The organism is Janthinobacterium sp. GL_088 (genome assembly GCF_057837845.1).
Window position 1 is genome coordinate 4,307,622 of the sequence record NZ_CM174453.1, and the last position, 13,296, is coordinate 4,320,917.

The 13,296-nt window shown below is 61.5% G+C and carries 6 protein-coding genes and 1 tRNA gene; 6 read left to right on the forward strand and 1 reads right to left on the reverse strand.

The window, feature by feature from the left end; genetic code table 11:
• Window positions 1-165 precede the first annotated feature (165 nt).
• The 6 genes from AC3IQ7_RS19225 (at window position 166) to AC3IQ7_RS19250 (ending at window position 11,464) form a co-directional block, all read left to right on the forward strand.
• Window positions 166-2,442 carry a TonB-dependent receptor gene (locus tag AC3IQ7_RS19225; protein ID WP_489210483.1) on the forward strand — a complete coding sequence of 759 codons (2,277 nt, stop codon included), beginning with the start codon at window positions 166-168 and terminating at the stop codon, window positions 2,440-2,442.
• 83 nt (window positions 2,443-2,525) lie between these two features.
• Window positions 2,526-2,612 (forward strand) — tRNA-Leu (locus tag AC3IQ7_RS19230).
• A gap of 1,059 nt (window positions 2,613-3,671) precedes the next feature.
• Window positions 3,672-4,025 carry a hypothetical protein gene (locus tag AC3IQ7_RS19235; protein WP_322427820.1) on the forward strand — a complete coding sequence of 118 codons (354 nt, stop codon included), beginning with the start codon at window positions 3,672-3,674 and terminating at the stop codon, window positions 4,023-4,025.
• 455 nt (window positions 4,026-4,480) lie between these two features.
• Window positions 4,481-5,596 carry a DUF3667 domain-containing protein gene (locus tag AC3IQ7_RS19240; protein ID WP_489207057.1) on the forward strand — a complete coding sequence of 372 codons (1,116 nt, stop codon included), beginning with the start codon at window positions 4,481-4,483 and terminating at the stop codon, window positions 5,594-5,596.
• Between the two features lie 389 nt (window positions 5,597-5,985).
• Entirely contained in the window at window positions 5,986-6,174 is a 189-nt protein-coding gene (locus AC3IQ7_RS19245) for a phospholipase domain-containing protein (RefSeq protein ID WP_158301250.1), read from the forward strand.
• 247 nt (window positions 6,175-6,421) lie between these two features.
• Window positions 6,422-11,464 carry a diguanylate cyclase domain-containing protein gene (locus AC3IQ7_RS19250; RefSeq protein WP_489207058.1) on the forward strand — a complete coding sequence of 1,681 codons (5,043 nt, stop codon included), beginning with the start codon at window positions 6,422-6,424 and terminating at the stop codon, window positions 11,462-11,464.
• Between the two features lie 27 nt (window positions 11,465-11,491).
• On the opposite strand, the gene AC3IQ7_RS19255 is transcribed toward AC3IQ7_RS19250, so the two are convergent.
• On the reverse strand, window positions 11,492-12,991 hold the full coding sequence (locus AC3IQ7_RS19255) for a nucleobase:cation symporter-2 family protein (RefSeq protein WP_489207059.1): 1,500 nt from the start codon (window positions 12,989-12,991) through the stop codon (window positions 11,492-11,494).
• Between the last annotated feature and the right edge of the window lie 305 nt (window positions 12,992-13,296).

A 13,296-nucleotide genomic window follows, 5' to 3' on the forward strand; every position in this document is an offset into this window, starting at 1 on the left:
CAAATACGATTTTATTCGCGTATTCAGTCGAAATGGATATGAAAGGTTGTCACTGGAAAATGGCATGAATACCAAAACTTTCCGTGCTAGCATGATTTTTCGTCTAGCGGACTTGCGCCTGCCTGGACCTTACGAACAACCTTGACCGACAGGAGCCGTTTCATGATGACACCGCATGCCAGCACCGTACGCCACACCCTGATTACCCTGGCAATCACTGCCGCCTTTCCCCTGCAGGCGATGGCGCAGGCACAGGACAGCGTCCCGGCGCCTGCCGCTCCGGCGGCGCAGGCTGGTCCCGGCCAGCTGGAAACGGTGATCGTGACGGCGCAGCGGCGCGCGGAAAACATCAAGGACGTGCCCATGTCGATCGCCACCCTGAAAGGCGACAAGCTCGACACCCTGACGGCCGGCGGCGCCGATATCCGCTTCCTCAACAGCCGCTCGCCCAGCGTCTCCGTCGAATCGGATTACGGCCGCACCTTTCCCCGCTTCTACATTCGCGGCCTGGGCAATACCGACTTCGACCTGAACGCCTCACAGCCCGTGGGCCTGGTGATGGACGACGTGGTGCAGGAAAACGCCATGCTGAAAGGTTTTCCCGTGTTTGACGTCGATCAGGTCGAGGTGCTGCGCGGCCCGCAAGGCACCTTGTTCGGCCGTAACTCGCCGGCCGGCGTGATCAAGTTCGATTCCGCCAAACCCGTCTTCAAGACGGAAGGCTACCTGAGCGGCGGCTTCGGCAAGGATGGCATGAAGAACCTGGAAGGCGCCTTCAACGTGCCCGTCAGCGACACGGTCGCCCTGCGCTTTTCCGGCCAGACGCAGCGCCGCGACGACCGCGTGCACAACCCGCGCCCGACCGGCACGCGCGACTTCGAAGGCTATGAAGACAGCGCCGCCCGCCTGCAGGTGCTGGTCAAGCCCACGCGCGATTTCACGGCCCTGTTCAATGTGCATGCGCGCAACCTCGACGGCACGGCGACCTTGTTCCGTGCCAACATCCTGAAACAGGGCACGAATGACCTGGTCGACGGCTTTGATTACGATAACTACCCGACCGACGGCATCAACCGCCAGCACCTGAAAACCAAGGGCGGCAGCATGCGCCTGAAATGGGACTTGCCCGGCGTCACCCTGCATTCGATCACCGGCTACGAAAAACTCGATTTCTTCAGCCGCGCCGACGTCGACGGCGGCTATGGCGCCGTGTACGCGCCGCCGATGGGTCCCGGCTTCATCCCCTTCGTCGTGGAAACGGCCGACGTGATTCCCAACCACAAGCAGATTTCGCAGGAATTCCGCGCCGAATCATCTGCCCGCGGCCCGCTGCAATGGATAGCCGGCCTGTTCTACTTCAAGGAAGATATCCAGATCGACAGCATCAGCTTTGACAGCCTGGCGCCAGGCAATCCGCAAAACAGCGCCTACGCCACGCAAAACCAGAGCTCGAAGTCGTACGCGGCCTTCGGCTCGCTCAACTACACGGTCTCGGACGCCCTGAAACTGCGCGCCGGCCTGCGCTACACGACCGACAAGAAGGATTTCTCCGCCAAGCGGGTAGAAGCGACCACGGCCGGCCCCTTCAACCTGAACGACACCTCGCACAACATCAGCTGGGACTTGAGCGGCACCTATGTGCTGACGCCGGAAACGAACGCCTACGCGCGCATCGCCACCGGCTACCGCGCACCATCGATGCAGGGCCGCCTGAACGGCCTGGCCGACCGCCCCTCGTTTGCGGGCGCCGAGAAAGCGCTGTCCGTCGAGGCCGGCATCAAGCAGGACTTGTTCGACAAGCGCGCGCGCCTGAGCGTGGCCGTGTTCCAGTACCGCGTCAAGGACAAGCAACTGACGGCCGGCAGCGGCGCGGTCAACATGAACCAGCTGATCAACGCCGACAAGGCCACGGGCCGTGGCGTGGAACTCGATTTCCAGGCTAACCTCAGCGATTCGCTCAGCATGACCCTGGGCGGCAGCTACAACCACACGGAAATCCAGGACAAGAAGCTGTTCGTGCAAAGCTGCGGCAACGCGCAAAACAACCCGGCCAGCGGCTGCACCGTCACCGATCCGCTGGGCCCTTTCAAGGGCACGGCCTACATCGACGGCAACCCGCTGCCGCGCGCGCCGGAATGGCAAACCAACTTCACCTTGAAGTACAGCATTCCCCTCGCCAATGGCGAGTTCTACGCCTACACGGACTGGGCCTATCGCACCAGCTACAACTTCTTCCTGTACGAAGCGAAGGAATACAAGGCCAAGGAACTGCTGGAAGGCGGCTTGCGCGTCGGCTACAAATGGGATCGCTATGAACTCTCCGCGTACGGTCGCAACATCACCAACCAGATCCAGTCGCTGGGCGCCATCGATTTTGATAACCTGACAGGCATCATCAACGAACCACGCACGTATGGGGTGCAGTTCAAGGCGACGTTCTGATGGCGGGTAGATAAAACCGGACTGCACGGCTAAGGCGCAGGATGGCGTGATGCGCATCACCTGTGCTAGAATCTCGCCGCGCTGCCCGGATGGTGAAACTGGTAGACACTGGAGACTTAAAATCTCCCGCCTGTAAGGGCGTGCCGGTTCGATTCCGGCTCCGGGCACCAGCGCACAGAATTCAGAAACATTGAAAAAGCCATTAAACCCCAGGGATTAATGGCTTTTTTTACGTCCCGAGATTCCTGTTACCCCATATTAAACCCGACAAAAACCAGCAGCGATTACGCCAAATTTACGCCTGATTACGCCTCAACGAGCGGGATGCATGGCTTCATTCAGGAAACGGGTTGGCGGTTGGCGGGCAGTAGTCGCCATCCTCCGCACACGGGAATGTAAAACATTCAGTACCGAGGCCGAGGCCTGGGCGTCGGAACGCGAGACCGAAGTCCGGCGCGGCGCCGACAGTGGCATGGTCGTCGGGAAAAACTGCGGCGACGCATTCGATCGGTACCCGTGGCCCCATGCCTTGGCGAATACACCGCTAGCCAATTATGTAATTGGTATAGCGCCGTGGTCGAGCCGTCTGCCCGCCGTCGCCCGGCGTGTTTCACCTCGCTCCCATTCTGCGATGAGATAAGTGGATGATCAACCTGGTACGCAACTTCCTTGAGGTGAGATTGTTTACGTAGATCCTAGTGTTCATGTCATGCATCCTAACGCCCCAAGGATGCCATCATCGTGACGGTTTTCGATAGAGGATAGATGCAAGAGTTCCAACAATTTAGAGTGGCTCACGGTAGGTCTTTCAGGGCATGCAAAAATCTTTGATTCCGGCCTCCGTACTTAATTAAAAATATTTTCTTATTTGTGTAAATGTGTGTAATTTCATAGATTTTATACTGATAACATGAATCAATAATTTATTCATCCCAAAAAACTTTCATAGAGCAAGTACAAAATCGATAGCAACTCCCATGAAATATTTCATCAGCTATTAGCCAACATTAAACATAAAATATTACATTGCGGTCTCTTTTGAATTTTTCTTCATTTTCATATGTAGATGTAGATGTAGATGTAGATGTAGATGTAGATGTAGATGTAGATGTAGATGTAGATGTAGATGTAGATGTAGATGTTTTTAATATGTTTTCTGATCGGCCATGCAGCATAGGCCTTTGATATTTATTTCATATCCAATCAATTTAACATTAGAGGCATAAAAAATGAGCGACCAATCTTTCGATTTAAAACAGGTAGAAGCAAGTAACATAAATCCTGTGTCTGCTGGCATTTCAGCCGGCTTCAGCATTACTCTTCACGAATATCAAGGCAAGGCGTACATTAACTGGTCAGAAAACTTTCCAGGCATGGTAAGACTTGCCGTTGCCATATACAGTGGCAATCCGCCAAGTAATCCGGGAGCATGGTTAAGTGCGACAGAGATAACCAACTCAGCCGCCGGCTCCTGGAATTCGGGGCAAAACTGGGGTACTGGTTACTCCGCAGCTTTGTTGGGTGTGAACGCGACTAATAATGCATGGATTTATATCGGCTGCAACACTGGCGTAACCGTTTAGTTCAATGATGCGGTGGCTGCGTTTTTATGTGGCGGCCACCAAAAAAATATCTGCATTAAAAATCCAGCAGCTCTCTACAATTACAGCCGGCATTTACAGGTCGGATCAATATAGTGCCCACTATAATTTGGTAGCGCATGTGCCATTTCATAGAGTGGCTCATGGCATGAAAGTCATCATTCACAGCACGTGGAACTAAGCACACGAAAAGCCGCTCAAAGTGCGTCAAATCGCGTGCCCCCTCTTCGCCTTTGTCCGATCAAGGCCAGCGATTGTCGGACCTGCCCCTCGCTCGGGCTGCAGCCCCGGCCAGCGCTTGAAGGCATGCTCGATGGCCTTGGCGGTGCCGCTGCGGCACTGTCCGGCAGCGTACCGATTGCCGTTTTTACCAGTATTACTTGAACATACAGGCGCCTTGTTGCACAATCAGCCATTTTCCTGGTGGGAGTTGCACGATGAGTGAGCTGAAAGCGGTCGGCGCCCTGGCGATGGCAGGTATGCCGGCCAGCAAGGTTGAGGACGATAAAACGCCGCAGCCGGCCAGTGCCGCGCACGTTGCGAACTGCGCCAACTGCCAGGCGCCGCTGGGCGGCGCGTTTTGCCAGGCCTGCGGCCAGTCGGCCCACGTCCACCATTCGTTGCTGCACCTGGCCGAAGAAGTCGTGCACGGCATCCTGCACTTCGACGCCAAGGGCTGGAAGACGATCCCGCTGCTGGTGGCCTTTCCTGGCCGCCTGACGCGCCGCTACATCGATGGCCAGCGCAAGAACTATGTTTCGCCGCTCGCGCTATTCCTGTTCATGGTGTTCCTGACCTTTTTCGCTACCTCGTTCGGCGGAGGCCAGCTTCTCACCCGCGATGCCAATATCGCCTCGCTGACCAATCACGCCGCGTCTGCAAAGCTCAAGGTCGAGCGCAATGAGCTGGCGTTGGAGGCGGCCCGCAAGGCCGATGTCGGCGTCGCTGGTGTCGAGAAGGCGCTGGCCGTTTCGCGCAAGCTGCACCACGAAGCCGAGCAACGCCTGCTGCACGTCGTGTCACCCGAAAAAGCGACCAGTGAGGAGGCACTTGAGCTGACAGAGCCCGGCTGGTTCGACAAGACTGCCTCCAAAATCGCGGCCAGCCCGCCGAATCCCAACGCCATGTTTCCGGAGTTTGAAAAAAGCGTTCATCACGCCGCAGAGAATCCCGAGCTGGCGTTTTACAAGTTCAAGAACACGGCCTACAAGTTCTCATTCCTGCTGATCCCGATCTCGCTGCCCTTCGTGTGGCTGATGTTTTTCTGGAAGCCTGGCGTGGCCATGTACGACCATGCGGTGTTCGTGCTGTACTCGCTGTGCTTCATGTCCTTGCTGTTTACCGTGCTGATACCGCTGGCGATGCTCAACCAGGGCTGGCTGATCGCATTGCTGGTGTGCCTGGCGCCGCCCCTGCACATGTTTCTGCAGCTACGCGGCACCTACAGCCTGGGCAAATGGGGTGCGCTGTGGCGCACTTGCATGTTGCTGCTGGTGGCCAACCTCGTGCTTGGCGTGTTCCTCGTGCTGGTGTTGATGAAGAGCGTGCACTAGCGTCACAAGGTTGTGCCATGTCCTGAGGTCGCAATACCCGGCAATGATGCAAGAGTGTGAAGATAAATGATGCTTGGAGTACAGACACCAAGACATAGGCTAAAACCGTCAGTCCTCATGCGCCTTCGACCATCACGCAAATTTGAGTCCAAAGAGCCCTGCTGTATAGAAGACAGGTGTGGCGGGGGTCTGGATACCATCCCTCTTGCCATTCGGCGCACACATGAACAGCTTGCGAACGTTGCCCGGCCCCTTGCTTTCGCGCATGACCTGGCGCAGCTTGTCCGGGTCCAGGGATAAGATGATTTCAATGCTGAAAAGCTGCTTTTAATCAATATTATCGATTACAGGACGAATAAACTTCCAGGCAGGACGCAGCAATGATATGCATGGAGGGCTGGACCATCGAGGTAGCCGCCGGTGAGGTGGGATCCTTTCACTGGTCGTTGGCCGACAGCGGCAACTGGTATGACTTCTCGGTCACCTGCAATACTCAGAAGACTTTCCGGCGCCGCGTCGCAGGGCGAATCGAGAATGGCAAGGATTCCGTAAGCGACCCAACCCTGGGACGTGCATAACTCAAAAACTGGTCCTGACTTGATAAGGCTGCGGCGCACGGTCCACCCGATGCGCCGCAGCTCCCTGCTGTCATCTCGCGCCCTTCCTGCACTCGCCTGCCCCCCCGCTGACGTTTTTACAACAGCGCCCATCGCCCCGCTCCCTCCCCCGCGACTCCCTACTGATATAATACTTACAATCAACTAATGCTCCGAAATGTGCGCCCCAGGGCTCCCGCAACCGTCTGTGTACCGCCAAGCCCAGCCCATGCGCTCCCTTTTCGACCACGAGATCATCAAACAGCTGCACAGCGGCACCCGCTCGCGGGTTTACCGCGCCCGGACTGCCGATGGCACGGCGCTGATCGTCAAGATGCCGAATCAGCAGTTCCCCTCCTTTCAGCAACTGGCACAATTCAAGCGCGAGTATGCGATCGCGCGCCGCTGCCGCCATCCTGGCGTGGCGCATCCGCTGGCGTTGAAGCTGCACGGCGGGCACTGGACGATGATCCAGGAAGATACCGGCGGCCTGGCGCTCGACCAGCTATTGCGCGCGCAGGTGGCGGCGCGCAGGACGCCGTCGCAGCCCGCGTTGGCGCTGGACGATTTTTTCGACATCGCGCTGCAACTGTGCGCGGCGCTGGACGAGGTCCATCATCACGGCGTGATCCACAAGGACATCAATCCCTCCAATCTGGTGTGGAATGACGAGCAGCGCCTGCTGCAGCTGATCGATTTCGGCATCGCCTGTGAACTGCCCTACGAAAGCCACGGCATCGCCCATCCCCAGACCCTGGAAGGCACACTGCGCTACATGGCGCCGGAACAGACCGGGCGCATGAACCGGCGCGTTGATTGGCGCGCCGATTTCTATGCGCTCGGCGCCACCTTGTACGAATTGCTGACCGGCCACGCGCCGTTCGAGGCGGGCGACGAGATGGAACTCGTGCATTGCCACATTGCGCGCAGTCCCGACTGGTCGCACCCGGCGCTGGCAGACTTGCCCGGCCAGCTGCTGCCGATCATCCAGCGGCTGCTGGAAAAAAATGCCGATCAGCGCTACCAGAGCCTGCAAGGCTTGCGCAGCGACCTCGAAGCGTGCCGCGCAAAAAAGCCGGCGCAGGCGCTCAAACTGTCCGACCACAACGGCCGCTTCCTCGTGCCACAGACGCTGCACGGGCGCGAGGATGCCATCGCCGTGCTGCTGGCGGCGTTTGAACGCAGTGCCGCCGGCACCTGCGAGATGCTGCTGGTGGCCGGCCATTCGGGCATTGGCAAGTCGGCGGTCGTCAACGAAGTGCAAAAGCCCATCATCGCCCGGCGCGGCCGCTTCCTGTCGGGCAAATTTGACCAGCTCCAGCGCGATGTGCCGTATGCCTCGCTGATCCAGGCCTTCCAGGGGCTGGTGCGCCAGTTGCTGGACCAGCCAGAAGAAACGCTGCGGCACTGGTCCGCAAAACTGCACGAGGCCCTGGGCAGCGGCGTGGGCGTGATCGTCGAACTGATTCCCCAGCTGGCCCTGATCGTCGGTCCCACCGAGCCGCTGCCCGCGTCGGCGCCGGCACAGGTTCAGTGGCGCCTGGACCGCCTCTTCCCCCGCTTCGTCGAAGTCTTCGCCTGCACCGGGCATCCGCTGGTGCTGTTCCTCGACGACCTGCAATGGGCCGATGCTGCCACGCTGAGGATGATCGAGCTGCTCATGGTCTCCTGCGACAAGAGCTGCATGCTGTTCATCGGCGCATACCGCGACAACGAAGTGGGCCCCGCGCATCCGCTCATCGCGCTGCGCGACAAGCTGATCGCCCGTGAGGTACGCCTGTCGACGCTGGTACTGAACGCACTGACCGAGCCGCAGGTTGCGCAAATGGTCTCGGCCACCGTGCGCGTGGCGGCGCCTTACTGCGCGCCACTGACCAGCATTTGCTACCGCAAGACGGCTGGCAATCCCTTTTTCCTCAACCAGTTCCTCGCTGCGCTCAACGAGACGGGCCACCTGCGCTACCGGCCCGCCGACGATTGCTGGGACTGGGACCTGCCCGCGATACAACAGGCCGGATACGCCGACAACGTGGTCGAGGTGCTGCTGGAAAAAATCCGCCGCCTGCCCAGCGTGACGCAGCACCTGCTGCAGCTGGCCGCCTCCAGCGGCAACCGCTTCACGCTCGACACGCTCGCGCTGGCAGTAGACCGCGCACCCCGGCAAACGCAGCAAGACCTGTGGCCCGCGCTCAGGGCGGGCCTGATCCAGCCACTCGACGAGCGCTATAAATACGTCAATGGCGACACCCCCGCCGGCAGCAGCGGCGTCAGTTACCGCTTCCTGCACGACCGGGTGCAGCAGGCCGCCTACCTGGTCGCCGACGCCGGTGCGCGCGCGGCCAACCATCTTCTCCTCGGCCGCTTGCTGCTGCGGCATACGCCGCCGGAACGCCAGGACGAGGCGCTGTTTGACATCGTCGAGCAGCTCAACGCCGGCCGCGCGCTGATCGACGATGCGGGCGAGCGCGTGCAGCTGGCAACGCTCAATCTCCAGGCGGGCGTCAAGGCACGGCGTTCCGCCGCGTTCCAGTCCACCCTGGAGCACATGCGAATCGGTCTCGGCCTGCTGCCGGCGGACGCCTGGAATGCCCACGCCGGCCTCTGGCTCGAACTGCAGCTCGGCGCCGCCGAAGCGGCCTACCTGTGTGGCCAGTTCGATGCCGCCGAGGCGATCTACCCACTGGTGCGCGCCCGTACCATGAACCCCTTGCTGCAGGTACGCTGCATAGCCATCCAGGCGCACCAGTATCAACTACAGGGCCGCCTGCTCGACGCCATCGCCGTGCAGCGCGACGGCCTGGCGCAGCTGGACATCGACATTCCGCATGAGGTAGCGCACATGAAGGCGCGCTTCGCCGAGATTCTCGCCGACATCGGGCGGCAGCCTGGCGCGCAGGCGCCCGACACCTTGCTGGCGGCGGCCGACATGTGCGAACCGGACGCGGTGGCCGCGATGCAGATGATGCAGGGACTGTGGATGGCCAGCTACTACGCCGGCCAGCAGGATCTCAGCGCGCTGATGGTGGTGTCGATGACGCGCCTGTCCATGCAGCGGGGGAACAGCGATTTCAGCGCCGTCGCCTATGTCGGCTACGCGATGATGCTGGCGCTGTACAGCGGCGACATCGCACGCGGCTACGACTTCGGCGCGATGGCGATGGCGCTGGCCAGGCGCCGTGCCAACCTGCAGACGCGCACGCTCACGGGCCTGATGTTCGGCGCGCTCAGCAACCACTGGACGCAGCCGCTGCGCAGCTCCGACGCGCTGTACGAGGAAGCGTTTGGCTGGGCGCTGGAAATCGCCGACTTCGTGCAGGTCGGCGTGGTGGCGGCCGTGCGCGCCACCGACCGTATCATCCTCGGCGACTACCTGCCGCACCTGATGCACGACATCGAGCACGACCTGGCGCTGATGCGCGCCAACGGCCAGCAGGCGATGGCCGATTGCTGTGTCGCCGCCGCTATCCAGCCGATCAAGTGCTTGACGGGCCTCCTGCCCCGTCATGACAGCTACGACGATGCGACCTTCAGCGAGGCAGGCTTCCTCGCACAATATGGCGACTCGCAGCTGTACCGCGCCTACTTCTTGCAGGGGAAAATCCGCAACGCCTACCTGTTCGACGGCGCCGACGCCGAACCGCTGGCCGGCCAGCTCGGCATGGTCACGCAGATCATGCGCGGCCAGGCCAAGGTGGCCGAGTGCAGCTTCTACGCCGCGCTGATCCTGATCCGCGCGGTGCGGCGCGCTCCTGGGCGTCCCGACGCGGGCGCCGTGCTGACCGTGATCGGCACGCTGCAGGCGAATCTCGCCACATGGGCCAGCCAAGGCTCGGACAATAGCGCCGCCAAGCACCTGCTGGTGATGGCCGAGCTGGCACGCTACCGGGACGACCTGCAGCTGGCCACGCGCCTTTACCAGCAGGCGATCGACGCAGCCGGCGTGGCCGGCTACGTCAACATGCAAGCGCTGGGCAATGAGCTGTGCGGCGAATGCTGGTGCGACCAGGGACAGCCGCGCGTGGCCGCCGTCTTCATCCGGGACGCCATCGCGCATTACGGCCAGTGGGGCGCGGACGGCAAGGTGGCGCAGCTGCGGGAGCGTCATGCTGCGCTGCTGTCAAGGATGGAGGGCCGCGGCACGCAGCGGCACTCTGTCTCCCACACGCACGGCAGTTCCGCGCTCGACCTGGTGTCGCTGCTGAAGGCAGCACAAATCCTGTCGAACGAAGTCGGCCTGCGCAACGTGCTGACACGCCTCATTGCCATCGTGTGCGAAAACGCCGGCGGGCAGGTGGCGCGCCTGCTGCTGCTGTCCGAAGGCAGCTACCGGCTGGAAGCCAATATCGATGACGATGGCGTCACCGTCCTGCAAGCGCGCCAGCTCGACCTGAACGCCGCCAGCGACCCGCAATTCCCCCTGTCGCTGCTGCGCTACGTCATCCGCACTGGCGCGGAGGTGATCGAAGACTGCATCGCGGGCGCCTCGCGCTTTGCCGCCGACCCGTACGTGCAGTCGCACCTGCCGCGCGCCGTCATGTGCCTGCCGATCCGGCACGGCGGCCAGATCGAGGGCATCCTGTACTTCGAGAATCGGCTGGCCGACGCCTCGTTTACGGAAGAACGCGTGGCGTTCCTGCGCATGCTCGGCGCGCAGGCGATGATCTCGATTTCCAGCGCCAGGCTGCATGACACCCTCGAAAGGCGCGTTGCCGAACGCACCGGGCAGCTGGAAGACGCCAACCGCAAGCTGGCGACCCTGTCCATCACCGATGGCCTGACCGGCCTGTCGAACCGGCGCCATTTCGACGACGTGCTGCGCGCCGAATGCGCGCGTGCCACGCGCGTCGGCCAGCCGCTTGCCGTCGTCATGCTCGACGTCGACTACTTCAAGCTATTCAACGACCGTCACGGCCACCAGGCCGGCGACGCATGCCTGATCCGGGTCGCGCAGGCGCTGGCGGCCGGCATGCGGCGCGCAGGCGACCTGACGGCACGCTACGGCGGAGAGGAATTTTCGATCGTGCTGCCAAACACGGGCGCGGACGAAGCGCGCCAGATCGGCGAAGCGCTGCGGCGCGCCATCGAAGACATGGACATCGTCCACGCGAGTACGGAAGCGCAGCAGGTGACGATCAGCGTCGGCATCGCGGTCCAGTCGGCGCCGGGTACCGCCGATCCGGACGCCCTGTTGCGCCTGGCCGATGCCGCGCTGTACCAGGCCAAGGATGCGGGGCGCAATTGCGTGGTGCTGAGGACTCTGCCGCCCGGCTAACCCGCATTCATGGCACCGGGCGGCGCCTCACTCGCTGCCATGGGTGTTCTCGCGCGCCTGCTCCCGCGCCTTTTCCTGCGATGCCAGGCCATTGAAGAACAGGTTGAGCAGCACGGCGACGATGGCGGCCAGCAGGATGCCGCTGTGCAGCAACGGTGACAGGGCCTTGGGCATGTGCTGCGCGTACTGTTCCGCCACCAGCGGCAGCATGCCGAAGCCGATCGACAAGGCCACGATAAACAGGTTGTTGCGGTTGCTCTTGTAATCGACGCCGGCCAGGATGCGGATGCCGGTGGCGGCGACCATGCCGAACATCACCAGCCCTGCCCCGCCCAGCACGAACGCCGGCACGGCTTCGGCCGTCTGCGCGATCTTCGGGATCACGCCCATGACGAGCAATATAAGGCCTGCCGCCACACAGACCCATCGGCTGCGCACGCCCGTCACGCCCACCAGGCCCACGTTTTGCGAAAACGAGGTGTACGGGAAGGTGTTGAAGATGCCGCCGATCAGGGTGCCCAGGCCATCGACGCGCAAGCCGCGGCTGATATCGGCCTGCGTGATGCACTTGTCCGTCATCTCTCCCAGCGCCAGAAACATGCCCAGCGACTCGATCATGACGACGATCATCACCAGGCTCATGGTGACGATGGCAACCACGTCGAAGGTCGGCATGCCGAACTGAAAGGGCGTGACGATGGCGAAGGCCTTCGCGCTGGCCACCTTGGCGAAATCGGCCTTGCCCAGCGCAAACGACAGCGCCGTGCCGGCGATGATGCCGATCAATACCGCGATATTCGACAGGAAGCCGCGACCATACTTGGCCACCAGCAAAATGATGGCCAGCACGAAGAAGGCGATGCCCATGTTATCCAGCGCGCCGTAGCCTGGATTGGCGATCAGGGGCACGGGGCCGGGCGGCGCCGGCAAGCCCGCCGCCGTGGCGGCAGCGGCCATCTTGAGGAAGGCCGGATCGGCAATCTGCGCCATGGCAGGCGGCCCGCCCATGGCCCAATTCACGCCCACGCGCATCAGCGACACGCCGATCACGGCAATGATGCTGCCCGTGACCACGGGCGGAAACAGGGCCAGCAGCCGGCTGATGAAGGGAGCGATCAGCATGGAAACGACGCCGGCGCCGATCACGGCGCCAAAGATGCCGGTGATGCCCAGGGCCGGATTGTTCGCCATGGCCAACATTGGACTGACGGCGGCAAAGGTCACCCCCATCATGACGGGCAGGCGGATGCCGAAGTACTTGCCTATGCCCAGGGACTGGATCAGGGTCACGAGGCCGCAGCAGAACAGGTCGGCACTGATCAATGCCGCCACCTGCTCGGGCGGCAGCTTGAGGGCGCGGCCGACGATCAGCGGCACGGCGATGGCGCCCGCATACATGACGAGCACGTGCTGCAAGCCCAGGGTGAACAGCTTGCCGGCAGGCAATATTTCATCGACAGGCGATGGCGCGGCAGGCGTGGCGCCCGGCACGCTGCGGTGGATGGATTTCAGACGGGGAGTGGCCATTTACGCTCCATTTCCTGGGTTACCACGGCCCGGACGGGCGCAGGTGAAAGGGAAAAGCAAGAGAGAAACGGGACAAGAAACGGGATGACAGGAAGACATTAGCGGCCGATGATGCATGCGAAGCTCCTTGGATGGGACGACTCCAACAAGCCATGCACGCTTCGTGCCAGCGATGATTGTATACAGAAATTGTGCCGAAATATCATCGCGGCCAAGAAAGTCAGGCGCTGAACGCGCTGTGGTGCACTGTTTTCTGGCGCGCCACGACGCGCTGCACCACGCAGCTGCACCAGAAGGCAGCAGCA